21 protein-coding genes, 2 pseudogenes and 2 riboswitches are annotated in these 22,953 nt (G+C 72.0%); of the genes and pseudogenes, 12 read left to right on the plus strand and 11 right to left on the minus strand.

The features are described 5' to 3' along the window. The first annotated feature begins 78 nt into the window (after nt 1-78). The 4 genes from QE412_RS14110 to QE412_RS14125 all read left to right on the plus strand — a co-directional run bounded on the left by QE412_RS14110 (nt 79) and on the right by QE412_RS14125 (nt 3,703). Nucleotides 79-1,143, plus strand: a complete 1,065-nt coding sequence (locus QE412_RS14110) for an enoyl-CoA hydratase/isomerase family protein (RefSeq protein WP_307485077.1) — start codon at nt 79-81, stop codon at nt 1,141-1,143. Between the two features lie 34 nt (nt 1,144-1,177). After that, nucleotides 1,178-2,002, plus strand: coding sequence for an LssY C-terminal domain-containing protein (locus QE412_RS14115; RefSeq protein WP_307485079.1), 825 nt, complete (start codon nt 1,178-1,180; stop codon nt 2,000-2,002). Further along, the gene (locus QE412_RS14120) at nt 1,999-2,523 is read left to right on the plus strand and encodes a hypothetical protein (RefSeq protein WP_307485082.1); all 525 of its coding nucleotides are present in this window, start codon (nt 1,999-2,001) and stop codon (nt 2,521-2,523) included. Before QE412_RS14115 ends, QE412_RS14120 begins: the two co-directional genes overlap by 4 nt. A 253-nt stretch (nt 2,524-2,776) precedes the next feature. Then, entirely contained in the window at nt 2,777-3,703 is a 927-nt protein-coding gene (locus QE412_RS14125; RefSeq protein ID WP_307485087.1) for a DnaJ domain-containing protein, read from the plus strand. 27 nt (nt 3,704-3,730) lie between these two features. On the opposite strand, the gene QE412_RS14130 is transcribed toward QE412_RS14125, so the two are convergent. From QE412_RS14130 to QE412_RS14160, 7 genes are all read right to left on the minus strand, one after another. After that, entirely contained in the window at nt 3,731-5,233 is a 1,503-nt protein-coding gene (locus QE412_RS14130; RefSeq protein WP_307485090.1) for a bifunctional hydroxymethylpyrimidine kinase/phosphomethylpyrimidine kinase, read from the minus strand. Continuing rightward, nucleotides 5,230-5,874, minus strand: a complete 645-nt coding sequence (thiE, locus tag QE412_RS14135) for a thiamine phosphate synthase (protein WP_307485093.1) — start codon at nt 5,872-5,874, stop codon at nt 5,230-5,232. Before thiE ends, QE412_RS14130 begins: the two co-directional genes overlap by 4 nt. Further along, complete coding sequence (gene thiM / locus QE412_RS14140) at nt 5,871-6,680, minus strand: hydroxyethylthiazole kinase (protein WP_307485095.1); 810 nt, start codon at nt 6,678-6,680, stop codon at nt 5,871-5,873. Before thiM ends, thiE begins: the two co-directional genes overlap by 4 nt. Further along, nucleotides 6,672-6,763: riboswitch (TPP riboswitch) on the minus strand. (Overlaps the previous gene by 9 nt.) Nucleotides 6,764-6,770: 7 nt before the next feature. Beyond that, a complete protein-coding gene (locus QE412_RS14145) occupies nt 6,771-7,466 on the minus strand; it encodes an SDR family oxidoreductase (RefSeq protein ID WP_307485099.1) in 696 nt (231 codons plus the stop codon). 230 nt (nt 7,467-7,696) lie between these two features. After that, on the minus strand, nt 7,697-9,028 hold the full coding sequence (locus QE412_RS14150; RefSeq protein WP_307485104.1) for an HNH endonuclease: 1,332 nt from the start codon (nt 9,026-9,028) through the stop codon (nt 7,697-7,699). 172 nt (nt 9,029-9,200) lie between these two features. Continuing rightward, nucleotides 9,201-9,557 carry a GntR family transcriptional regulator gene (locus QE412_RS14155; RefSeq protein WP_307485110.1) on the minus strand — a complete coding sequence of 119 codons (357 nt, stop codon included), beginning with the start codon at nt 9,555-9,557 and terminating at the stop codon, nt 9,201-9,203. A gap of 5 nt (nt 9,558-9,562) precedes the next feature. Then, nucleotides 9,563-11,341 carry a D-alanyl-D-alanine carboxypeptidase family protein gene (locus QE412_RS14160; RefSeq protein ID WP_307485114.1) on the minus strand — a complete coding sequence of 593 codons (1,779 nt, stop codon included), beginning with the start codon at nt 11,339-11,341 and terminating at the stop codon, nt 9,563-9,565. A 37-nt stretch (nt 11,342-11,378) separates the two neighbouring features. Further along, nucleotides 11,379-11,489, plus strand: a riboswitch (TPP riboswitch). On the opposite strand from QE412_RS14160, the gene QE412_RS14165 reads away from it, so the two are divergent. The 7 genes from QE412_RS14165 (at nt 11,482) to QE412_RS14195 (ending at nt 17,982) form a co-directional block, all read left to right on the plus strand. Further along, a complete protein-coding gene (locus QE412_RS14165; RefSeq protein ID WP_307485116.1) occupies nt 11,482-12,114 on the plus strand; it encodes an ECF transporter S component in 633 nt (210 codons plus the stop codon). (Overlaps the previous riboswitch by 8 nt.) Further along, a complete protein-coding gene (locus tag QE412_RS14170) occupies nt 12,114-13,562 on the plus strand; it encodes an ABC transporter ATP-binding protein (protein ID WP_307485120.1) in 1,449 nt (482 codons plus the stop codon). Before QE412_RS14165 ends, QE412_RS14170 begins: the two co-directional genes overlap by 1 nt. A 34-nt stretch (nt 13,563-13,596) precedes the next feature. Continuing rightward, nucleotides 13,597-14,382, plus strand: coding sequence for an energy-coupling factor transporter transmembrane component T family protein (locus QE412_RS14175; RefSeq protein ID WP_307485123.1), 786 nt, complete (start codon nt 13,597-13,599; stop codon nt 14,380-14,382). A 227-nt stretch (nt 14,383-14,609) separates the two neighbouring features. After that, nucleotides 14,610-15,575, plus strand: a complete 966-nt coding sequence (locus tag QE412_RS14180) for a hypothetical protein (RefSeq protein ID WP_307485125.1) — start codon at nt 14,610-14,612, stop codon at nt 15,573-15,575. A gap of 45 nt (nt 15,576-15,620) precedes the next feature. Continuing rightward, on the plus strand, nt 15,621-16,382 hold the full coding sequence (locus tag QE412_RS14185; RefSeq protein WP_307485130.1) for an SDR family NAD(P)-dependent oxidoreductase: 762 nt from the start codon (nt 15,621-15,623) through the stop codon (nt 16,380-16,382). Then, on the plus strand, nt 16,379-17,155 hold the full coding sequence (locus QE412_RS14190) for an enoyl-CoA hydratase/isomerase family protein (protein ID WP_307485133.1): 777 nt from the start codon (nt 16,379-16,381) through the stop codon (nt 17,153-17,155). Before QE412_RS14185 ends, QE412_RS14190 begins: the two co-directional genes overlap by 4 nt. Further along, nucleotides 17,152-17,982 carry an SDR family oxidoreductase gene (locus tag QE412_RS14195; protein ID WP_307485136.1) on the plus strand — a complete coding sequence of 277 codons (831 nt, stop codon included), beginning with the start codon at nt 17,152-17,154 and terminating at the stop codon, nt 17,980-17,982. Before QE412_RS14190 ends, QE412_RS14195 begins: the two co-directional genes overlap by 4 nt. Nucleotides 17,983-18,015: 33 nt before the next feature. Here QE412_RS14195 and QE412_RS14200 read toward each other — a convergent pair whose 3' ends face one another. The 3 genes and pseudogenes from QE412_RS14200 to QE412_RS14205 all read right to left on the minus strand — a co-directional run bounded on the left by QE412_RS14200 (nt 18,016) and on the right by QE412_RS14205 (nt 19,500). Beyond that, nucleotides 18,016-18,327, minus strand: coding sequence for a hypothetical protein (locus tag QE412_RS14200; RefSeq protein WP_307485139.1), 312 nt, complete (start codon nt 18,325-18,327; stop codon nt 18,016-18,018). Between the two features lie 38 nt (nt 18,328-18,365). Then, nucleotides 18,366-18,461: pseudogene (locus QE412_RS17770) on the minus strand (hypothetical protein); the annotation flags it as partial. A gap of 202 nt (nt 18,462-18,663) precedes the next feature. Continuing rightward, nucleotides 18,664-19,500: a Cof-type HAD-IIB family hydrolase gene (locus QE412_RS14205; protein WP_307485142.1), complete on the minus strand. Its 837-nt coding sequence runs from the start codon at nt 19,498-19,500 to the stop codon at nt 18,664-18,666. A gap of 433 nt (nt 19,501-19,933) precedes the next feature. Between QE412_RS14205 and rlmN the strand changes: the two genes are divergently transcribed. Continuing rightward, nucleotides 19,934-21,271, plus strand: coding sequence for a 23S rRNA (adenine(2503)-C(2))-methyltransferase RlmN (gene rlmN, locus QE412_RS14210; protein WP_307485145.1), 1,338 nt, complete (start codon nt 19,934-19,936; stop codon nt 21,269-21,271). A 284-nt stretch (nt 21,272-21,555) separates the two neighbouring features. Here the strand turns inward: rlmN and QE412_RS14215 are convergent. Next, nucleotides 21,556-22,929: pseudogene (locus QE412_RS14215) on the minus strand (glutamate decarboxylase). Nucleotides 22,930-22,953 lie beyond the last annotated feature (24 nt).

The raw sequence follows: 22,953 nt of genomic DNA on the forward strand, positions 1-22,953 counted from the left end.
TATCTTCCCCGATCCGGGGCCGAAAACGCATCCCGGACGACACGCGACGACCGGCGAGCGCCTGTGTAACGTGGCAGCGTGCACGCGCAGCCATCGGAGAACGACCGCATCCTCGTCGGTGGTCGCGGCGGTCTCGGACACCTCACGCTCAACCGTCCGCGGGCGATCAACGCGCTCGACCTCGACATGATCCGCGCGCTGAACGTGACGCTCGACCGGTGGCAGCGCGACACCGACGTCGACGTCGTGCTGCTCGACGGCGCAGGCGAGCGAGGATTCTGCGCCGGCGGCGACATCCGCGCCCTGCACGGGATGGTCGTGGACGGCCGCGTCGACGAGGTGCACGCGTTCTTCCGCGAGGAGTACGCGCTCGACCACCGCATCGCCACCTCGGCCAAGCCCGTCGTCGCGATCGCCGACGGCGTGTGCATGGGCGGGGGCATCGGTCTGGCCGGGCACGCGGCGATCCGTATCGTGACCGAGCGGTCGCGGCTGGCAATGCCCGAGACCCGTATCGGCTTCACCCCCGACGTGGGCGGGTCGTGGCTGCTAGGACGAGCCCCGGGGCGCATCGGCGAGTACCTCGCCCTCACCGGTGGGACCATGGATGCCGCCGACGCGCTGTACGCCGGATTCGCCGACCACATGGTGCCCGCGGCCCACCTCGAGGCACTCTATGAGGCGCTCGAGAACCGCGCCGACCCCTCGAGCCCCACCGAGCTCGTCCTGCTCTTCGACGAGACGCCGGAGCCCTCGCGGCTCGAGAGTGCCCGGGAGTGGATCGACGACGCGTTCTCGGCCGCCGACGTTCCCGGCATCCTGGATCGGCTGCGGTCCCGCCCCGAGGTCGAGGCGCACGAGACGGCCGAGGTGCTCGAGACCTCCGCGCCGACCGCTCTCGCGGTGACCCTCGAAGCCGTGCGGCGGGCGCGCGGACTGCCGTCGCTGCGCGCCGCTCTCGCGCAGGAGTACGGCCTGGTGCTGTGGTTCGCGCAGACACAGCCCGACCTCGTCGAGGGCATCCGTGCCCAGGTCGTCGACAAGGACCGTTCGCCGTCGTGGTCACCGGCGCGCATCGAGGATCTGCCGCCCGAGAGGGTGACCGAAGCGTTCGCGTACGAGCCCGATCCGGCGCTGTGGTGACCACGAGATGACCCCGTTGCGGCGCCGATGGTCTGTGGGTCGAGCCCTCGACGGGTTCTTCTTCGTCTTCGCCGGTCTCGCCGCCATCTGGCTCGCCTACCTCAGCTTCAGCCAGTCGTTCTCGCTCGGCTGGGCCGGGGTGATCATGGTCGTCGCCTTCTGGGGGCTGCTGGCGTACCTGGTGCTGCCGCGGTTGCACCGCATCCTCACCGCGATCTACGTGCCCGACTACTTCATGGGGCGCACGCGCACCTCCGACGGCCTTCTGGGCGACCCGGTCAACCTGGCGTTCCAGGGCGACCGGGAGCGCATCGAAGCAGTGATGGCGGCGGCCGGTTGGATTCCGGCGGACCCGGTGAGCCTGCGTTCGTCGTGGCGCATCATCGCGTCGACGCTGCGCCGGCGCAGTTACCCGCGCGCACCGGTCAGTCCCCTCTTCCTGTTCGGGCGGATCCAGGATCTCGCCTACCAGCAGGAGGTCGCCGGTTCGCCGGCCCAACGCCACCACGTTCGCATCTGGCAGTGCCCGGAGGGATGGTTGCTGCCGGGTGGGCGCCGCGTCGACTGGCTCGCCGCGGGGACGTTCGACCGCGCCGTGGGACTGTCGTTGTTCACGCTGCAGGTGACACACCGCATCGACGCCGACACCGACATCGAACGCGACCACATCGTCGCCAGCGTCTCGGCGGTGCCGGGCGTGGCGGTCGACGTCATCCGTGACTTCTCGACCGGATATCACGCGCGCAACGGCGGCGGCGACAGCATCACCACCGACGGCGACCTGCCCATCATCGACGTGCGGGGGCTGGAGAGGGCGGATGCCCCCGTGCGCGACGCCGAGAGCGAGGCGCGGCGGTGAGCGTTCGACGCCCGCGCAAGCGGCCGGCGTTCGAGCCGCCGATCGATCCCACCGCGGCCGACCCCGCGATGCGCCGCCCCGGCGCGACGATCGCGGGGGCGGCGCTGGTCTTCCTGCGGGCGGCCGCCGGGATGCTGTGGGCGGCGGGAGTCGCCTACGACCTGCCGTCGTGGCTGCAGCCCCTGGCGCGCGCGTCGGGTGACGACGCCAGTTCCGTGCAGCTCACCCTGTCGGATTTCGACGCCACCCCGGGGCTCTTCATGGGGGTGTTGGGCGTGGTGGCTGCGGTGCAGGTGGTGTTCGGCATCCTGGTCCTGTGGGGGAGCAACGCGGCGCGTGTGACCGTCATGGTCATCTCGACGATCTCGATCGTGGTGTCGTTCATCGGTTGGTGGGAGCTCGGCGAGGACATCACCGTGCGCACGACGTTCATCGCCCTGAGCCTGGACATCCTCGTGCTGCTGGCCCTGTCGAGCCGGGGTGCCGCCGTATACGCCCGGCGGAGGAAGCGTCGGCGCTGACCTCGCGAGCGGTGGTGCCCGGAGAACCCGGGCGGTGGTGCCCGCGAGAACAGGGGATGCCACGAGAACAGGCCGAGTGCGTCACGTCAGGGCCTGTTCTGGCACGATCGCCTGTTCCGGCGCGGCCGGGGCGGGGCCGGGGCGCGGCCGGGGAGCGGGCGGGGCGCGGGCGGGGCGCCGCCCTCGGTACGCCCACAGCCGCGGCGGGTTAGCCTGAGAGACGCCGCACCGGGCGGCGGAACGGAAGACGTACGTGTTCGACAGCCCCATGTCGTCCTCGGCATACGAGGTGCTCCGCGTCGCGGCCGACATCGACGACGAGGGGCTCCGGCGCGCCTACCGCGTGCGCCTGCGTGAGACGCACCCCGACACCGGCGGCGACGCCGCCCTCTTCGTGCAGGTGCAGCGGGCGTGGGAGCTCGTCGGCACACCCGAGGCGCGCAGCGCATACGACCGCGGCCGGGGAGCGGCTCCCGGCGAATGGGGCGGCGGGTCCACGGCATCCGCTGCGTCGCGCCCTGCCGACACGCGCCCCCGCGCCCGCTCGTACGGCCAGCCCGGCGGTTGGCGGCGCGAGCGCTACCTCGGACTCATCCGCGAATGGGTGGGCCGCGGGGTCGATGTCGCCGACCCGTACGATCCCGCGCTCGTGCGCTCCGCCCCGCCCGAGATCCGGCACATCCTTGCCGACGCGCTCGCCGAGGAAGAGACCGCTCGTCTCGTCTCGGAGCTCGGCATGGGCTACACGGTGTGGCACGACGTGTTCGCCGATCGCGACGGGCGCGACCCCGACCACAAGCTCGACCACCTCGTGCTCGGCCCGAGCGGCCTGTACGCGCTGCTCAGCGAGGATTTCGGCGGTCCGGTCGGCGTGCGCCGCGGCGAGATCAGCGGCCCGAACGTCATCGGTTCGCCGGTCACCGAGCTCGTGTCGCGGGCCCGCGTGATCGCCCGCGCCGCGGGCGTGCGTTTCAGCGGAGCCATGGTCGTGCTGCCCGACGACGCGATCCTCGATGCCATCACCGAGCTCGGCAAGGTGCGTGGTCTGCCCGTGGCCCTGGTGACGCGCAGTGCCCTCACGACGCTGTTGCGGCGCGGTATCACGGGCGGTCGCGAGGTCGGTGGCACCGAACTGTTCGACATCCGCACGCGTCTGCAGCAGCGCGTGCGGCACGTCTGACGCGCCCGCCCGGGGGATCCGCCCGGGTCAGCGCATGAGCGGTGCCTCGAAGAACGCCAGCTCGAGCGTCATCGACCGGTCGTACGCCGCCGCCATCGCGGAGCGCGTGCGCGCGGATGCCGTTTGTGCTGCGGCGTCGACGATGCTCGCCGCCTCGGCCGACGACGCCGCGAACGCTTCGTCGCCGTAGGCGGTGAGCCAGTCGGCGTACGGGTGCTCGGGGGCGAAGGTGCCGCGCCAGCGGGCGCCGATGTCGGTGTAGAGCACGAAGCAGGGCAGGATCGCGGCGACCAGCACCGCGTACGACCCCGCGGTCGAAGCGGCGTGCAGGTGATCGGTGTAGGCGAGGGTGGATGCGGCGGGCTCCAGCCCGGTCGGATCGACGTGCGACTGGTGCAGTGCCGCCTCCTCGACCAGGCACGACACCGAGGCGGCGGCCCAGAAACGCTGCTCCTCGACGGTCGGGGCGAGGGCTGCGGCCCGGGCGAGCACGCGGGCGTACTCGCGCAGGTACAGCAGGTCCTGGCCGAGGTACCAGTCGAAGGCGTCGCGATCCAGATCCCCGGATGCCAGACCCCGTACGAACGCGCACGCGTCGACGTCGGCGCGGGTGGAGGCCGTGGCATCCCATCTCTCGGTGCTCCACGACCGGTCGAGCTGTCGGTGAACGAGGCGTACGTGCGGGCGGAGTTCGTGCAGGTGGTCGATGGGGCCGTTGCCCCGACCGACGTGCAGCGCTTCGGCGTGCTCGAGGGCGCCGGTCAGCCAGCGTTTCGCGCGGTCGAGGGCGTCGGGCCAGGAGAGCCCGTGCGCGCCGAGCGTCGCCATCGCCGACGACAGGGAACAACCCGTGCCGTGGGTGTGGCGGGTGTCGACGCGGCGCCCCGGCACCGCATGGACGTTCGTGCCGTCGACGATGGCATCCGGGCTCTGCTGGCCGTCGAGGTGGCCGCCCTTCAGCAGCACCGTCGTGCCGGCTGCGGCGGCGAGCGACTGCGCCTGGGCCACGGCGGCCTGCCACGTCGTGGCGACGGGCTCATCGACCAGGACGGCGAGCTCGGGCAGGTTGGGGGTGACCAGGTCGGCGCGGTGGCACAGTGCGCGAACGGCGGCTTCGGCGTCGGCGTCGGCGTCGAGCAGGCGATCGCCGCTGGTCGCGACCATGACGGGGTCGAGCACGACGAGGGGTGGGCGCACGTCGGCGAGCCACGCGTCGACGGTCGCGACGACGTCGGTCGAACCCAGCATGCCGATCTTCACCGCGTCGATCTCGACGTCGTCGCTCACGGCGCGCAGCTGGGCGGCGAGAAAGGCGGTCGGAGGCACGTGCACCTCGCGCACGCCGCGGGTGTTCTGGGCGACCAGGGCGGTGACCGCGGCCATGCCGTAGCCGCCGAATGCGGCGATCGATTTCAGGTCGGCCTGGATGCCGGCGCCACCGGTGGGGTCGGTGCCGGCGACGCTGAGGACGCGCGGGCTGGACGCCCTTCGCGATGCTCCGGGGGTCGTGTCGAGGGTCACCGTGGTCACGCGGCACCTCCCCAGGCCGCGCGCAGGTCGCGCACGACCGCGCCCGGGTCGTCGGCCGCGCACACCGCCGAGACCACCGCGACGCCCGCGGCGCCGACCGCGTGCAGAGCAGCGACGTCGCCGACATCGATGCCGCCGATCGCGACGCAGGGCAGGGCGGTGGATGCCGCGAGCTCGGCGAACCCGTCGACGCCCAGCGGCCGCGGGTGGTCGGGTTTCGTCGTCGTCGTGCGGATGACTCCCACGCCGAGGTAGTCGAGGGTGGCGTCGGGGAACGCCTCCGCTACGGCGAGGTGTGCGGGCGTGTTCGCCGTCCACCCCACGAGGGCGTCGGGGCCGAGCAGGGCGCGCGCGGCGTCGACGGGCATGTCGCTCTGGCCGAGGTGGATGCCGTCGACCCGGGCGCCGCGGTCCCGCGCGGCGAGGACGACGTCGAGGCGGTCGTCCACGACGAACGCGCACCGGCCGGCGATGACATCGGCGAGGTCGAGGGTGCGTGCGAACAGCTCTGCACCCGTGGCGAGTTTGTCGCGCAGTTGCACGACGCTCACTCCCGCGGTGACGGCCTCGTCGACGATGTCGCGCAGGCGGGTGAAGGGCACGCGGTGGTCGGTGACGAGGTGCAGGGAGAAGTCGCTCATCGCGAGCCCTCCACGCGAGCGTCGAGATCGGAGGGCCGGACGGCGGCGAGTTCGTCGAGGAACGCGACGGCGAACGATCCGGGTCCGCGGGCCGCGGATGCCGCCCGCTCGGATGCCACGGCCCAGACGACACTCGCCGTGATCGCGGCGTCGACGGGCGACACGACGGCGGCGAAGGCCGCCATCGCGGCTCCCAGGGCGCAGCCGCCGCCGGTCACCCTGGTCAGCAGGGCGCTGCCGCCGGGTACGCGCGCCGTGCGGTCGGCATCCACGATCAGGTCGATCGGGCCCGAAACGGCGACGGCGCCGCCGGTGCGGGCGGCCAGGGCGCGGGCGGCGCCGAGGGCGTCGTCGGTTGCGTCGGTCGTGTCGACGCCGCGACCGCCGGCGCCCGCTCCGGCCAGGGCGAGGATCTCCGATGCGTTGCCGCGGATGATCGCGGGGCGGGCGTCGAGCAGCTCGTGCGCGAGCGCCGTGCGCACCGGGAGGGCGCCGACCGCGACGGGATCCAGCACCCACGGGGTTCCGGCCCGCACGGCTTCGCGGGCGGCGTCGCGTTGTTCGGCGGTGGGCGTGCCGAGGTTCACGAGCACACCGCCCGCGAGGCCGGCGAACATGCCCGCCTCGCCCGGAATGTCGCACATCGCGGGCGAGGCGCCCAGGGCCAGGAGGGCGTTGGCGGTGAAGTTCGTCACCACCGCGTTGGTGATGCACTGCGTCAGCGGTGCGCTCTCGCGCAGGGCGCTGAGCGCCGCGGCGGGCGAGGTGATGGGGGTGGACGGAGACGACGACGTGCGAACGACCATTCGCGACATCCCTTCGCTAGTACGAACTAGATCAGGTTCGACGGGTGTGATCTCAGCCCCTGGGGGCACCCCGTGTCACTGCGAGCGACGCTAGCACGACGCGTGTCGCCTCGCTGGATGCTCATAGCGCGCGGAGAACCCGCCGTCGACGTGCAGCAGTTGTCCGCTGACCCACCGTCCCTCGTCCGAGAGGAGGAACGCCGTGTCTCCGGCGATGTCGTGGGGTGTTCCCGTGCGCCCGAGCGGGTGGAGAGCGGGCAGGGCGTCACGGGTCTCGGCATCCATCCAGCCGGTGTCGACGGGGCCCGGGTTCACGACGTTGGCGGAGATGCCCCGCGGGCCGAGCTCGCGCGCGGCCGAGATGACGACGCGGTCGAGCGCGCCCTTCGAGGCGCCGTAGGGGAGGTTGCCGGTGGTGTGGTCGCTCGTGAATGCGACGATCGCTCCGCCGGTGTCATCGACCTGTCGAGCGAAGGCGGCGATCAGCAGGAGAGACGCGCGGGCGTTCACGGCGACGTGCCGGTCGAAGCTCTCGGCGGTGGTGTCGAGGATGCCGGATTCCACATCGTGCGCGTGGCTGAGCACGAGCGCCTGTATCGGGCCGCGCTCGCGGGAGATGCGTTCGATGAGGTCGGTCGGCGCCGTGGGGTCGGAGAGGTCGCAGGGGTAGTCGCCGCTGGCGAGGTCGCTCGTCACGACGTCCCAGCCGTCGGCGCGGAGACGGGGGACGATTCCCGCGGCGATGCTGTTCGCGCGCGCGGCTCCGGTCACGAGGGCGAGGGGCATGCGGCGAGACTACGCGCTCCCCTCACCGATGCGAAGGGTGGGGGTGTGTGGTGCGGGTGGGTGGCGCGCGGTGGCTGCCCGAGCGTGGAGTGGCGTGTGTGAGGCATGCTACGGGCGGAAGTGGTGCACGCGAGGTGCGCGCGAAAGCGACGCGCGAGAGCATCGGAGAGGCAGCGTGACGCGGCATGACGCAGCGCGGTCGGCGCGCCGCGTTGCCGGCGAGAGGGGCGTCAGAACGGGGCGGGCTCGCACTCGGGCGGCGGCGGGTCGTCGGGGACGAAGCGCACGGCGGGGGAGTACGGGAGCGGCTCGTCGGCGTAGATTCTGCCCGTCGGGCTGGTCCATTCGAGCACCCCGTCGGCGAGCTGTCTGACCCTCCAGCGCGTGAACTGCTTCTGCGTGTGATGTCGCTGGCAGAGGTGGCTGAGGTTGCTCACGTCGGTGCGCCCGCCGAGTGCGTAGTCGTGAGTGTGGTCGACCTCGGCGCGCACGGCGGGAACCGAACAGCCGGGCCAGCGGCAATGCCGGTCGCGGGCGCGGAGGAACCGGTCGATAGCGGCCGTGCGCTGGTAGGTGTCGGTGCAGAGGACGGAGCCGGTGACGGGGTGGGTGACCACGCGGTCCCAGGCGACGGTGGTCGATTCCGCGAGGGCACGCGCCGTCTCGGCGTCGAGAGGCCCGTGCCCCACGAGTTCGGCCGGCTCGAGGTTCTCGTTCTCGGGGGCGAGCATCGTCAGCGCGGGCACGACGACCTGCACCCGCGCGCGGATGGCGCCGAGCGAACCGGGGCCGTCGTCGACGCGCGTCGGATCGGCCCCGGGCGTCGAGGTCAGCAGCATGTCGGCGAGGATGTCGGCTCGTACCTGCGCGGTCGTGCGTTCGTCGGTGATCGACTCGGGGGTATCGCCGCGCGCGTCGATGATCGCGCGACTCTGTTGCGTGAGACGGTCGTAGGTCCCGACGGCCAACACGGTGGGCAGCGTCGCGATGAGATCGGACTCGCCGTCGTGTCCGGTGACGATCCGCACGCATCGCGTCTCGCGACCGCGTCGGTGCCGCTCGGTGAGTGTGGTGGGTTGCAGACGCTCGGCGAGGGCGGCCAGGCGTGAGCGCAGACGCCCCGGACTGAGCCCTTCGGCTGTCGCGACCGCCAGCACGTCGAATTCGGCACGCCCCTCGGCGGGCAGGGGCGTGCCGATCTCGACGATCGCTTGCACGTGAGCACGGGAGAGCACCCCCTGCTCCCACGCCGCGAGAGTGCCGGGGTAATCGTCGACCAGGACCATGGCGCGCCCGATCTGCGCTTGCACGGCGCGATCGGAGAGATTCTCGGCCGCGGCGAGCTCTGAAGCGACCTCTCGCAGGGCCATCTCTGCGGTCCGGGACGATGACGGACGATCGGCCATCACGTCGAGGGCCAGGTGCCCTGCCTCGGCCAGCGCGCGCGTGCGACGGACCTCGGCCGCGGCGAGGTCGGCGCCGGTGCGGAGCACCTCGTCGAGCACCGCGGACAGGGCTTTCGACCCGCTCTTCGGGCCCGTCGGCGAGGTGTCTTCGTGCATGTGTGCATGCTATCGAGGACCTCCGACATCGCTTCGGGGGAGCAGGGGTAATGCAACACCACATCGGTTGGGGAGGAGGGGTGGCGCGCGGGAGGCTCTCGATGCTCCGGGCCCCCTCAAACGCAACGTGTCCCGGCGGGATCACCCACCGCGCTCCCCCGAGACGACCCGCTCACCCGTCGCCCAGAGCCGCCCGCACGAGCTCCACCGCATCGGCCGGGTCGATCCCCAGGCCGCGGACGGTCTCGGCGTACGCCCGGGCGGCCTGCCCGGCGCGGGCCGAGGCTGCGTCGGTCCCCTTCACGACGGTGCCCGCGCGCCCCCGGGTCTCGACGTATCCCGCCTCCTCGAGCTCCTTGTAGGCGCGGGCGACGGTGTTCGCGGCGAGGCTCAGCTCGCCGGCGAGGGCGCGCACGGGCGGCAGGCGGGTTCCCACGACCAGTGAACCGTCGTCGATGGCGGCGATGATCTGCGCCCGCACCTGCTCGTACGGGGGCGTCGCCGACGTGGCATCCAGGTGGATCTGCATCGACGTCAGCCGTTCAGCCCGAACAGGTCGAGGGGGTGCGTGAGGCGCCACCACGGGTCGGGCGGCTCGATCTCGCCGGCGAGGTGCACATCGACGGTGTCGGAGTCGACGGGGCCGGTGGCGGTGAACGTTCCGACCGTCGCGCCCGCGGCGGTCGTCGTGCCCAGGTCGAAGTGGGAGGACGTCTGCGCCTGGCCACCGTTCCACAGCACGACGCTCGCGTCCGACGCGGTCACCACGTCGATGTCGTCGCTCCACAGCGTTTCGACCTTGCCCACGACGGTGCCCGCGGTGACCGAGGGGCGAGGCTGAAGTTCCTGCTCGATGCGGGTGAAGAGGGCGCGGGTGGCGTCGTTGCGGGCGTCGGGTCCGGGTTGGCCGAGCACCGCCGCGTACGCACGGACGGTGGTGCCGTCAACGGTGATGTCTTTCGCGGTCAGCAGGTTCCACGCGTCGAGGGTGCCGGTCTTCACCCCCACGACTCCGGGGTCGGCGAGCAGCGCGTTGCCGTTGCGGAACGTTCCCGCTCCCGGCAGCGTCATCTCGGGGGTGCGCACGATCTCGGCGATCACCGGATTGGCCAAGGCCCTCTCGGCGAGGGCGATCAGCGCCGCCGGCGTGGCGGTGTTGCCCGCCTCGATGCCCGTCGGGTTGACGATGGTGATGCCCCCGATGCCCCGCTCGGCGAGGTACGCGTTCGCGGCGGCCGCGAACTCGGCATCCGAGGGGAAGAGACCGGATGCCAGGCGCTGGGCGTAGTTGTTCGCCGAGGCGATCAGCATGCCCTGGAGCATCTGCAGTTCGGTGAGGCTGCCGTCGACGGGAACGTCGAGAGACGACTCTCCTCGCGCCCGGTACTGCCAGTAGTCGGCGCTGTCGGCCTGCGTGAACGCGTACGACGGGCCTTGCTCGCCGGGTGCCAGCGGCAGGCGGTCGAGCACGACGAGGGCGGTGACGATCTTCGTGATGCTCGCGATCGACTCGGGAGCGGTCGCTGCCGACGACAGCGTCCCGGGCACGCCGTCGATCGCGATGGCCGCCTCGCCCTGGGCGGGCCAAGCGGGCTCTGCCGCGGGCGCCGCGATCGGCTGCACGGCGACCGAACGCACCGTGGGGGCGACGGAGGTCAGCGGCCACAGCAGCGTCGCCGCGGTGTACGACGCGACGATCAGCAGCAACAGCACGGTCGGGACGACGGTGGCCGGACGCAGGATCGAGCGTCGCCGCGTGCGCGCGAGCAGATCCGCCGGACGAGCCGGTGCGCCCGAGACCTCGAATGCCGGCGCGGGCCGGGGTGCCGCCGCCGCGTCGGGGTCGACCCAGCCCAGTGCCCCGGGAATGGCGACGGGCGGTTCGTCGGCCGAGGCCGGGTCTGCGTCGGCGGCGGAGGATGCCGACGAGGTCGCCGTCGTGGGGGCCTCCGCGCCGCCCGGCGCGGCGCCGGACCCGTGGGCCGTTGCCGCGGCCTGCGCGTGCTCGGCTTCCGCGGTCTCGGCCTGCGCGTGCTCAGCCTCCGAGGGCTCCGTCCCCGAGGGCTCCGTCTCCGCCGTCGCGGGCTCCGTCGTCGGTGTCGCCGCCGCGGACTCGGTCACCGGGGCGGGCGCGGGCGACGCCTCGGCGGCCGACGCCTCGGCGGACACCGACACCGGCGCGGTCGACTCCGCGGTGACGATGGCCTCGGCTGCCGCCGCCGGCTCGCCGTGCGTCGCAGCAGACCGCTCGGCCGGGGCCTCGGCATCCGGATCGCGCAGCGCTCGCCGTGTGGCCGGGGTCTGCTCGTGCACCCGCCCACGCTACCCCGGGCATCCCCCTATACTCGTCAGCACAACCCACGGGAGTCCGGTGAGCCGGGCTGAGAGGAAGCGAATCCACGCTTCGACCGTCGAACCTGATCCGGATCATGCCGGCGCAGGGAGGAGAAGAAATGCACACGTCCACGTCTGCCCGCACGGCCCCCGCCGTCGCCGCCAACGACCGCTTCCGGTGGCGCGTCGTCGACATCGTCGTCGCCGCCGTGCTCGGTGTCGCCGTCGGCCTGGTGTTCTGGGGCTGGAACACCGTCGGCGGTCTATGGTTCGTCGCGATGGACGGCCTCACCCCGGGCCTGGGCGGCATCGCCGTCGGGATCTGGCTGATCGGCGGCGTCATCGGCGGGCTCGTGATCCGCAAGCCCGGCGCGGCACTGCTGGTCGAGCTGATCGCGGCGATCGTGTCGGCCCTCATCGGCAACGTGTGGGGCATCACCACGGTCTTCTCGGGTCTCGCGCAGGGCCTCGGCGCGGAGCTGATCTTCCTCGCGTTCCTCTACCTGCGCTTCACGCTGCCCGTCGCGATGCTCGCCGGTGTCGGCGCGGGTGTGGGCGCGTGGGTGCTCGAGCTCTTCCTCACGCCCAACCTCGCGAAGTCGCTCGAGTTCAACCTCATCTACCTCGGCACCCTCGCCGTCTCGGGCGCGCTGCTGGCGGGCCTCGTGGGCTGGCTGCTCGTGCGGGCACTGGCCGCCACGGGGGCGCTCAGCCGCTTCGCCGCGGGGCGGGAAGCGCGCCGCGACATCTGATGGCGGCCCCCGCGCGGGTCGACGTCGAAGGGTGGGGATGGCGCTACGCCGGTCGCAAGCTCCCCGCCACGCGTGACGTCGACCTGATCATCGAGCCGGGCGAGCGCGTGCTGCTGCTCGGCGCCTCGGGAGCCGGCAAGTCGACGCTGCTGGCGGGCATCGCCGGTCTCCTCGGCGGCAGCGACGAGGGCGAGCGCACGGGCCGCATCCTCGTCGACGGTGTGCCGCCGGAGTCCCAGCGGGGACGGATCGGTCTCGTGCTGCAGGACCCCGAGTCGGGTGTCGTGCTGTCGAAGGTCGGCGACGACGTCGCCTTCGGCTGCGAGAACCTCGGCGTGCCCGCGGTCGAGATCCCGTTCCGCGTGGCCGAGGCGGTGGCATCCGTGGGGCTGAGCGTGCCCCTCGACCGTCCGACCGCGGCGCTGTCGGGCGGGCAGAAGCAACGGCTCGCGCTGGCCGGGGTGCTCGCGATGCGCCCGGGTCTGCTGCTGCTCGACGAGCCCACCGCCAACCTCGACCCCGACGGTGTGGACGAGGTGCGCGCGGCCGTCGAGCACGTCGCCCGCACCGACGGGACGACGATCGTGCTGATCGAGCACCGCACCGCGGTGTGGGTCGATCTGATGACGCGCGTGGTCGTGCTCGCTCCGGGCGGGGGGATCCTGGCCGACGGCCCGCCCGCGCGCGTGTTCGCCGAGCACGGCGACGCGCTGGCGGCGGCGGGGGTGTGGGTGCCGGGGCGTCCGGTCGGACTCCCCGTGCTCGCGCCGGCCGAGACGTCGGATGCCGTGCTCTCGGCCGCGGCGCTGTCGATCGGGCGCGACCGGCGTCAGCTCGTCGCGTCGGGACTCGACGTCTCGGTTCCGCGCGGAGCCGCAACGGTGGTGACCGGGCCGAACGGCGCCGGCAAGTCGACGCTCGCGCTGACTCTGGCTGGCCTGCTGCCGGAGTTGTCGGGCGAGGTCGTCGCGGCCCCCTCCCTCGCGGCACGCGGCGTACGGCGCCCCTCGCGTTGGCGCTCGACCGAACTGCTCACCCGCATCGGCACGGTCTTCCAGGAACCCGAGCACCAGTTCCTCGCCTCGACCCTGCGCGACGAGCTCGCCGTCGGCCCGCGCGCCTTACGGATGCCGGCGGCCCAGGTCGACGCGATCGTCGACGATCTGTTGGAGCGGTTGGATCTGGCATCCCTCGCCCTCGCGAACCCCTTCACGCTGTCGGGCGGGCAGAAGCGCCGCCTGTCGGTCGCGACGGTGCTCGCGGCTTCACCCGAGGTGGTCGTGCTCGACGAGCCGACGTTCGGACAGGACCGGCGCGGTTGGAGCGAACTCGTGGCGCTGCTGCAGCGCGAGATCGAGCGGGGACGCACCGTCGTGGCCGTCACCCACGACGCGGATGTGGTGAGGCACCTTGGACAGCACCGGATCGTGCTCGGAGACGCGGCATGAGCGGCGTGCGTCCGGCCGTTCTCCGGAGGATGCCGTGACCGCGCCCGCCGCCCTCCGCACGCGGTCGGTCTGGCTCGACGGGGTGAACCCCGTAGCCAAGGTCGCGATGGTCATCGTGCTCGCGGTGCCACTGCTGATGTCGATCGACGCGGTCAGCGCCGCCACGGCGATCGCGCTGGAGCTGCTGTGCGTGCCGCTCACGGGCCTCACCTTCGCGACCGTGCTCACGCGCCTGCTGCCGGTGCTGGTGTTCGCCCCCGTCGCCGGTCTCAGCATGCTGCTGTACGCGCGCCCGGGCGGAACCGTCTACGGCACGTTCCTCTTCGCGACGGTCAGCGACAACTCGATCGCGCTGTCTTTCGCGGTGCTCCTTCGTGTCGTCGCGCTGGCGTTGCCGATGATCCTGCTGTTCGCCCGCACCGACCCCACCGAACTGGCCGACGCGCTCGCGCAGGTGGCGAAGCTTCCGAGCCGTTTCGTGCTCGGCGTTCTGGCCGGCGCCCGCACGGTCGGGCTCTTCGTCGACGATTGGCGCACGATGACGCTCGCCCGCCGCGCCCGTGGCCTCGGTGATCGGGGTGCGGTGCGCCGGTTTCTCTCGATGGCGTTCGTGCTGCTCGTTTTCGCGGTGCGCCGGGGCACGAAGCTCGCCACCGCGATGGAGGCGCGTGGCTTCGGCGCGGGCATCGAACGTACGTGGGCGCGTCGGTCGACGCTGTCGGCTCGGGATGCCGTGGCCGTCGGCGGCGCGGTGCTGCTGATGGCCGTGGCTCTGGGGGCGGCGGTGGCGACGGGCGCGTTCCGCGTCGTCGGGTCGTAGGGCAACCGGCCCCCGGTTGAGTGTCCACGACACGCCGCTCCACGGCATCCCGGTGCGGCGTGTCGTGGACACTCAACGGGGGGCGGCGTTTGGCGGATGAGGCGCTGACGGGCGGGTGCCGACGGGTGCGGGCGGGTGGGATGCGGGAACGGTCAACCGGTCGAGGGTTTGCGCAAGACGGGCATCGGCCTCGCGAGACACCGGGCACAATGAGGGCCGGGGGTTGCATGGATGTCTCAACGGGTCTTCTCGGGGTCTGTATAGCGGTCACCGCCGCCGTGCTGGCGGTGGCGATGCCGCGCGTCGGTACTCCCGCGGCGATGAACCTCTTCCTGCGCTTCGCCGCGGTCGGCGGTGTCTGCGCCGTGGGGTCGAGTGCGATGTACCTCATCTTTGTCGCCGGTGCCGGCATCACCAGCCTCGTCATGGGCGATGTGGCCATGGTGCTGGCTCCCGCCGTGCTGTTCGTCGCGATCATCGTCCTCAGTGGCGGGCACGCTCTGCTCCCCTCGGTCGCCGCGGTCGTGCTGGCCGTCGGGGTGGCCGTGGTCACCGCAACGGTTCCGCTACCGGCATCGTCGGCGGTGAAGACCCTCGCTCTCGCGCTGGCGTGCGGTGCCACCGCGTGGGCGGCGGAGCGCGCGGGAGCGGGATCGTCGGGGCCCCTCAGGCTCATCTCGGTGACCACCGCGCTCTTCGCCGCGTACTGCGTGGTCCGCGTGACCGTGGGTTTCAGCGCGGGGTGGGAATCGCCGGTGTTCGTCGCCGGGTTCTCCTTCATCCCCACCACGGTGCTGGGCGGCGTGGGTGTCATGTTGATCGGCGCCGCCGTGGTGCGTCTGCGTTTCGGCCAGGTGCGCGACAGCGCGCCCGAGCAGTGCCCCGTGGGATCGTCGGTCGTGCTCGGGGATTGGGACCTGGCATCCGCCGCGTACGGTCCCGACCGCATGCGCGCCCTCGTCACCGAGTTGCGCTCGGCGGGGCGGGAGCTGAACCCGGACGCCGTCGACATTCCTCGCGGCATCGAGGTGTCCGTGCCCGACGCGTACGCGAAGCTCGGGGAGCGACTGCGTTCGGTCTACGGGTGGGAGCCCGAGCAGACGATCCTGCTGGTCGACGGTGCCGGAGCGACGGCGGCCACCCCGACCGTACCTCCGCCTCGCCGCCGCAGGCGGGGCTCGTCGCGGTTCTGAGTCTCGGATAAGGTGGCACTGAGTTTCAGGTTCGAGGGAGAATGCATGGACATCAGAGGAGCCTCCGCCCTCGTGACGGGCGGTGCATCGGGACTCGGGCTGGCCGCGGCGCACCGACTGACCGAAGCCGGGGCGCGGGTCACGATCGTCGACCTGCCCACCTCGCCGGGCGAGACCGTCGCCGCGGAGCTCGGCGGCTCGTTCGCTCCCGCCGATGTGACCGATGCCGCCGCGGTCGCCGCCGCAGCCGCACTCGCCGCGTCGGCCGGACCCCTGCGCGTCGTCGTCAATTGCGCGGGGATCGCGCCCCCGGCGAAGGTTCTCGACCGCGACGGCGCGCCGTCTGCGCTCGGCGATTTCGAGCGCGTCATCCGCGTCAACCTCGTCGGCACGTACAACGTCATCGCCCAGGCGTCGGCGGTGATGGCGAAGGCCGACCCGGTCGAGGGCGGTGACCGCGGCGTCATCGTGAACACGGCCAGCGTCGCGGCCTTCGACGGGCAGATCGGGCAGCCCGCCTACTCCGCCAGCAAGGGCGGCGTCCACGCGATGACGCTGCCGATCGCGCGCGAGCTCGCGCGCCACGGCATCCGGGTGGTCACGATCGCCCCGGGCATCATGGAGACGCCGATGCTGAAGGGGCTGCCGCACGCGGCGCAGGACTCTCTCGGCCAGCAGGTGCCATATCCCTCGCGCCTCGGTGCCCCCGATGAGTACGCCCGTCTTGTGCTCGCGATCGTCGACAACGGCTATCTGAACGGCGAGACGATCCGCCTCGACGGCGCGATCCGGATGGCCCCGAAATGACCGACGGCATCCTGCTCCAGGTGGAGAACGGGCTCGCCCGCATCACTCTCGACCGCCCCGCCTCACTCAATACGATGAACTTTCCGATGGCAGCGCGCTGGCGCGAGGTCGCCCACGAGGTCACCTCCGATACCGCGGTGGGCGCGGTCATCCTGGATGCCAACGGTCCCGCCTTCTGCGCGGGCGGTGACGTCGTGGCCATGGCGACGAGCGGATCGTCGGGCGCGGAGGTGACCGCGACCGCCGAGGCGATCCACGACGGCATCCGCACCTTCGCCGAGGCGCCGCTGCCGATGGTCGCGGCCGTCCGGGGTGCCGTCGCGGGCGGGGGACTCGGCCTCATGCTCACCGCCGACTACGTCGTGGCGAGCGAGAACGCGCGGTTCGTCAGCCGGTACGCGAACATCGGGCTCACCCCCGATCTCGGCGTCTCGACGCTGCTGCCCGCAGCGATCGGACAGCGGCGTGCGCTGCAACTGCTGCTGCAGGACCGGATGCTCTCGGCCACCGAGGCGCTGGAATGGGGGCTGGTCGCCGAGGTCGTGGCATCCGGAGAGCTGGTTCCACGGGTGGAGGAGATCGCGCGCTTCTGGCTGGACGGGGCGACAGCGGCGTTCGGGCAGGCGACGCGTCTGGTGCGAGCGGGAGCCGGGCGGACGTTCGCCGAGAACCTCGCCGACGAGGCCGCCACGATCGGCGCCGCCTTCGACACCCCCGAGGCGAAGGCGCGCGTCGCGGCCTTCGCCGCCGCCTCTGCGAAAGGACGCTCATGACGCTCTCGGGAAAGACCATTCTCCTGTCGGGCGGCAGCCGCGGCATCGGCCTGGCGATCGCCCTGCGCGCCGCGCGCGACGGCGCCAACATCGCGCTGCTGGCCAAGACCGACACCCCGCACCCGAAGCTCGAGGGCACGGTGCACACCGCGGCCGAGGCGATCCGGGCGGCGGGCGGGCAGGCGCTGCCCATCGTCGGCGACGTGCGCGACGAGGCATCCATCACCGAGGCGGTCACGCGGACGGTGGGGGAGTTCGGCGGCATCGACGTCGTCGTCAACAACGCCAGCGTCATCGACCTGTCGGGCTCGCTCGATCTCGCGACGAAGAAGTACGACCTCATGCAGGATGTCAACGTGCGCGGCACGTTCCTGCTCTCGCGCGCGGCCGTGCCGCAACTGCGGGAGGCCGCGAACCCGCACATCCTGTCGCTCTCGCCCCCGCTGAACGTCACGCCGAAGTGGCTCGGCGCGCACACCGGGTACAGCCTCGCGAAGTTCGGCATGACGATGGCGACGCTGGGGCTTGCGTCGGAGTTCGCCTCGGACGGGATCGCGGCGAACACGCTGTGGCCGCGCACGACGATCGCCACCGCGGCGGTGCAGAACGTCATCGGCGGCGACCGGCTCATGGCGGTCTCGCGCACGCCCGAGATCTACGCGGATGCCGCCTATGAGGTGCTGTGTGCGCCCTCGCGCGAGCTGACCGGCCAGACGCTCATCGTCGAGGAGGTGCTCGGGCGCGCGGGCGTGACCGACTTCTCGGGCTATGCCGCGGTGCCCGGGACGCCGGACGAGGCGTTGTACCCCGACGTCTTCCTCGACTGAGGCGCGGCCGCGGGTGCGGCGCGGGGGCGCCACTCACGCATAAACGCGATCCACGCACAGAAACGCGGTTTCCTCGCGTTTATGCGCGCGGATCGCGTTTATGCATGGGGCGCGATCTCCGCTGCCGTCGTTCGCGCCCTCGAAGGAGCGCGAGAACGACGTGCTCTGGTGATGCCGGCCGAGGGGAGAGACCAGGGGCGTTCCGGACGCGGGATCGGGGATCACGACGGCGTCGATGCCGAAGACCTCGCGCACCAGGTTCTCATCGACGATGTCCGAGGGGGCGCCGGCGGCCACGATGCGGCCGCCGGCGCGATCAGACCGCTCGTGCCGGTGACCGCCCACGACGACCCGCCCAGACTGCCCACCAGCCGCGTGTACGCCACGCTGACGTCGCGGATCTCTGCGCGTGTCAGCACGGTTCTGGTCAGCGCGGTCGCGAAAGCCGAGACCTCGACGCCGACGAGGATGAGCCGCATCCCGTGCAGACGGCGATTCCAGGCCAGGATGCCGATGATGACGGCGGCGACGAGGCGGCCGCGGGGAGGGAAGGGGAGTGGTGCGCATGAACATCCTGAGCGAGAACCGACGACCGGTGATGCGGTCTTCACTGAGGTAGCGCTGACCAAAGACGAAGACGCCTGCGCGCGGCTCTCCTCCGTCGAGACGCCGGGGCACGCCTCAGATCAGCCCCAGATCCGCGAAAGCGTTGTGCACGCCGTCGTCCAGTACGGCGGTCGTGACCCGGCCGGCGAGGCGCTGCAGCTCGGGCACGGCGTTGCCCATCGCGACGGGGGTGCCGACGACCTCGAACATCTCGACGTCGTTCCAGCTGTCGCCGATGCCGATGGCATCCGTCGCCGACAGGCCCAGCGCGGCGAGCACCTCGAGGATCGCCGAGCCCTTCGTGACACCCGCCGGGCCGATCTCTCCGTTCGAGCCGCCGGGGAGCGGGATCGACCCCGGGATGACGTGGAAGCCGGCCCCGAGTTCGGTCGCCGCGTGCGAGACGGTGTCGATCGACGGGCTGATGAAAACCGCCTTGGCGACGCGGTCGCGGTCGACTTCGTCGAGCGGGCGAGTGCGGGGTGCGGGCGTCACCGGCGGCTTCGCGGGCGTCCCGTGCGCGGCGAGTTCGGCCGCGCGGGTGCGGAGGAAGGAGCTCATCCGCTCGTGGGCGCCGGCGCTGGCGAACACCGCTTCGTGCGTCTGAAGGAAGTAGTGGATGCCGTGGGCCTCGAAGTACCGCTCGAGAACGTCGAGGTGGGCGCGCGGCATGGGGTGCTCGGCGATGAGCTCGTCGCCGCGAGTGATGAAGGCGCCGCCATTGCTGATCGCGCCGTCGAAGCCGATCGCCTTCACGTCGGGGTGGATGTCGCCCTCGGCGCGGCCCGTGCACAGCCACACGAGGTGGCCGTTCGCGCGAGCGCGACGGATCGCGGTCGCCGTTGTGGGGGCGATCACCGAGCCGTGCTCGAGGATCGTGCCGTCGACGTCGAGGAAGGCGATGCGGGTCATGTGTCTCCAAAAGGGGACCGACCCGGGCCGTGGGGACTCGGGGTCGATCCGGTCGGGGGGATCAGCGCGTGAGTGACGCGCCGTCGGCGCGGATGACGTCGCCGCACCCCGGGGAACGACGTCTTCCAGGAGCGCTCGGGCGTTCCGGTGCCGTCGTCGTTGCGGTCAGCGTAGATAAAACCGTATCGCTTGCTCCCTCGAGCGATGCGGGCGCTGGCGAAGAGCGAAACGATGCGGTAGCTGATGCCTTTCGCATATCGGTGACGTGGGCGACGGGTCGGGCGCCGACGACGGGTGCGGTGCACGACTCCTGCACGACGTCGGGTCTGTGCCGTGGGCGCCGCTTCGGGGGCGGATCTGCCGGAGTTGTGCGGCGCGGCGCGTATCGACGCGCCCAGCCGCGGTGCAGGCGCGCCCCGGTACCCTGGAAACCATGACTGACCAGCCCCCCGTGCGCACCACCACACCCCGGCAGGCGCGCCCCGCGGGGGCGCCGGCCGACACCGGCATCCGCGAGACGACGCCGAAGAGCACCGGCATCCGCGAGACCCGCCCCAAGGCCGGGCGACAGGTCCGCCCCCAGACTGAGGGCTGGCAGCAGGCCAAGGACGAGACCGGTCGCCCCCTCCTGCAGTTCGCCAGCCCCAAGCGCGGCAAACCGCCCGTGCACCTCGCCGACCTCACCGCCGCCGAGCGCGTCGAGAAGGTCAAGGAGCTCGGCCTTCCCGGCTTCCGGGCGAAGCAGCTCGAGAAGCACTACTTCACGCACTACACCTCGGATGCCGCCGACATGACCGACCTTCCGGCATCCGGTCGCGAAGAGCTCGTCGCAGGGATGCTGCCGCCGCTGCTCACCGAGGTGCGCCGGCTCGAGACCGACCGCGGCGACACCATCAAATTCCTCTGGAAGCTGCACGACGGGGCCCTCGTCGAGTCCGTGCTCATGCGTTACCCCGGCCGCATCACGCTGTGCGTGTCGAGCCAGGCCGGCTGCGGCATGAACTGCCCGTTCTGCGCCACCGGGCAGGCGGGCCTGACCCGCAACATGTCGGCGGCCGAGATCATCGAGCAGATCGTGCGGGCCAACGCCCTCATCGCCGCCGGCGGCCTCGGCGGCAAGAAGCGCGACGATCACTCGCTCGACCGGGTGTCGAACATCGTCTTCATGGGCATGGGGGAGCCGCTCGCCAACTACGCCCGCGTCATGCAGGCCGTGCGGGTCATGGTCGACAAGGAGCACGGCCTCGGCATGAGCGCCCGCGGCATCACGGTCTCGACCGTCGGCCTGGTGCCCGCCATCAAGAAGCTCGCCGACGAGGACATCCCGGTGACCTTCGCCCTGTCGCTGCACGCCCCCGACGATGGCCTCCGCGACGAGCTGATCCCGGTGAACTCCCGCTGGAAGGTCGATGAGGCCCTGGATGCCGCGCGCGCCTACTTCGACAAGACCGGGCGCCGCGTGTCGATCGAGTATGCCCTGATCAAAGACATGAACGACCACGCCTGGCGCGCCGACCTGCTGGCCGACAAGCTCAACGCCCGCGGTCGCGGCTGGGTGCACGTGAACCCCATTCCGCTGAACCCGACCCCGGGCTCGATCTGGACGGCATCCGAGGTGCCCGTGCAGAACGAGTTCGTGCGGCGCCTCAACGACGCCGGCATCCCGACCACCCTCCGCGACACCCGCGGCAAAGAGATCGACGGGGCCTGCGGCCAGCTCGTCGCGACCGAGGAGGACGAGGTCGCCGCCGCGGCGACACCCGTCGGCTGAGCCGGCGCGGGGGAACGGTGGCGCGGGACGGCCGTGTCGGCCGGTGTGGTCGTGTCGGACGGCGCGGCGCCCCGGGCTTGGCCGTCGGGTGCGTCGCGCGGCGTGCCGGAACGCACCCGCGCCGTGACGCGCGCGATCGAGCTCGGCATCCTGGAGACGAGGCTTCGGGGCCGCGCCCGCTCGCCGCGCCCCCGCCGCACCTCCCGGTGACTTCGGCCACTCGCACGCCGGCGAGCCTCCCGCGCGTGCATACGCCCGAAGTCAGAGGGGAGAGCGCACCCGGCTCAGTGGTGGAAACCGGGGCCCGTGCCCTCGATCGGCATCGGCGACTGCAGCTTGTCCAGGTATGAGACCTCGGTGCGGATGTCGTCGAGCAGGTCGTCGGCCATGTCGAGGCTCAGCCCGGCCCGGACCACGATCCGCTGCACCGTGCGGTCGGACATGTCGTCGGGGAGCGGATACGCCGGGACGAGCCACCCGTGCATGCGCAGGCGGTCGGACAGGTGGTACAGGTTCCAGTTCTCGGTGTACCCCGGCCGCATACGCCACGCGAACACCGGCAGGTCGCTGCCGTCGCTGATCAGCTCGAACGGGCCCATCGCACCGATGCCGTGCGACAGGTGCAGCGCGACCTTCTGCAGCCCCCGCTGCACGGTCGCGTACCCCTCGAAGCCGAGGCGCAGGAACAGGTAGAACTGCAGCAGCACCTGGGCTCCGGGGCGCGAGAAGTTCAGCGCGAAGGTGGGCATGTCGCCGCCGAGGTAGCTGACCCGGAACACGAGGTCTTCGGGCAGCCACTTCTACTCGCGCCAGACGATCCACCCGACACCGGGGTAGACGCCGCCGTACTTGTGCCCCGAGGTCGAGATCGAGTGCACGCGCTCCAGCCGGAAGTCCCACTCCAGCTCGGGCCGGAGGAACGGCGCGACCATCGCGCCCGAGGCGCCGTCGACGTGGATCGCGATGTCGAGGCCGGTCGTCTGCTCGATGGCATCCAGAGCCCGGGAGATGGATGCCACGGGCTCGTACGCCCCCGTGTAGGTCACGCCGAGGATGGCGACGACGCCGATCGTGTTCTCGTCGACGTAGTCGGCGAGGTCGTGGCCGTCGAACACCGGGTGCTCGTCGGTGACGGGGACGTAGCGGGCCTCGACGTCCCAGTAGTTGCAGAACTTCTCCCAGCAGACCTGCACCGCGCTGCTCATGACGAGGTTGGGCTTCTCGGTCGAGGTCCCGGCGGCGCGCCGCGCGTGCTGCCAGCGGCGCTTCAGCGCGAGGCCGCCGAGCATGCACGCCTCGGACGAGCCGATCGTCGAGGTGCCCGCCGCCCCGTCGACCGAGGGGGCGTGCCAGAGGTCGGCGAGCATGCGCCAGCACGTCCGCTCGATCTCGGCGGTGCGCGGGTACTCGTCCTTGTCGATCATGTTCTTGTCGTACGCGTCGGCGTACAGGCGGTCGGCGTGCTCGTCCATCCAGGTGCCGACGAAGGTCGCGAGGTTCATGCGCGCGTTGCCGTCGAGCATCATCTCGTCGTGCACGATCTGGTACGCCGTCTCGGGCAGCTCCGGGGTGCGCGGAAAACGGTCGCGGGGGCGGCGCGTGGCCTCTCCGGCGCGGTCGAAGACGGGCGTGAGGGCGTCGTCGGGTCGGTGGGTCATGGCGGTGTCCTCCGTCGGTGCGAC

Origin of the sequence: Microbacterium trichothecenolyticum (genome assembly GCF_030818955.1) — a bacterium.
GTDB lineage: Bacteria > Actinomycetota > Actinomycetes > Actinomycetales > Microbacteriaceae > Microbacterium > Microbacterium trichothecenolyticum_B.

Coding starts and splice junctions, on each gene's coding strand:
- thiE (WP_307485093.1), bottom strand. CDS start 5,874: ATGAGCGACTTCTCCCTGCACCTCGTCACCGACCACCGCGTGCCCTTC.
- thiM (WP_307485095.1), bottom strand. CDS start 6,680: ATGGTCGTTCGCACGTCGTCGTCTCCGTCCACCCCCATCACCTCGCCC.
- QE412_RS14145 (WP_307485099.1), bottom strand. CDS start 7,466: ATGCCCCTCGCCCTCGTGACCGGAGCCGCGCGCGCGAACAGCATCGCC.
- QE412_RS14150 (WP_307485104.1), bottom strand. CDS start 9,028: ATGCACGAAGACACCTCGCCGACGGGCCCGAAGAGCGGGTCGAAAGCC.
- QE412_RS14155 (WP_307485110.1), bottom strand. CDS start 9,557: ATGCAGATCCACCTGGATGCCACGTCGGCGACGCCCCCGTACGAGCAG.
- QE412_RS14165 (WP_307485116.1), top strand. CDS start 11,482: ATGCACACGTCCACGTCTGCCCGCACGGCCCCCGCCGTCGCCGCCAAC.
- QE412_RS14170 (WP_307485120.1), top strand. CDS start 12,114: ATGGCGGCCCCCGCGCGGGTCGACGTCGAAGGGTGGGGATGGCGCTAC.
- QE412_RS14180 (WP_307485125.1), top strand. CDS start 14,610: ATGGATGTCTCAACGGGTCTTCTCGGGGTCTGTATAGCGGTCACCGCC.
- QE412_RS14185 (WP_307485130.1), top strand. CDS start 15,621: ATGGACATCAGAGGAGCCTCCGCCCTCGTGACGGGCGGTGCATCGGGA.
- QE412_RS14190 (WP_307485133.1), top strand. CDS start 16,379: ATGACCGACGGCATCCTGCTCCAGGTGGAGAACGGGCTCGCCCGCATC.
- QE412_RS14195 (WP_307485136.1), top strand. CDS start 17,152: ATGACGCTCTCGGGAAAGACCATTCTCCTGTCGGGCGGCAGCCGCGGC.
- QE412_RS14205 (WP_307485142.1), bottom strand. CDS start 19,500: ATGACCCGCATCGCCTTCCTCGACGTCGACGGCACGATCCTCGAGCAC.
- rlmN (WP_307485145.1), top strand. CDS start 19,934: ATGACTGACCAGCCCCCCGTGCGCACCACCACACCCCGGCAGGCGCGC.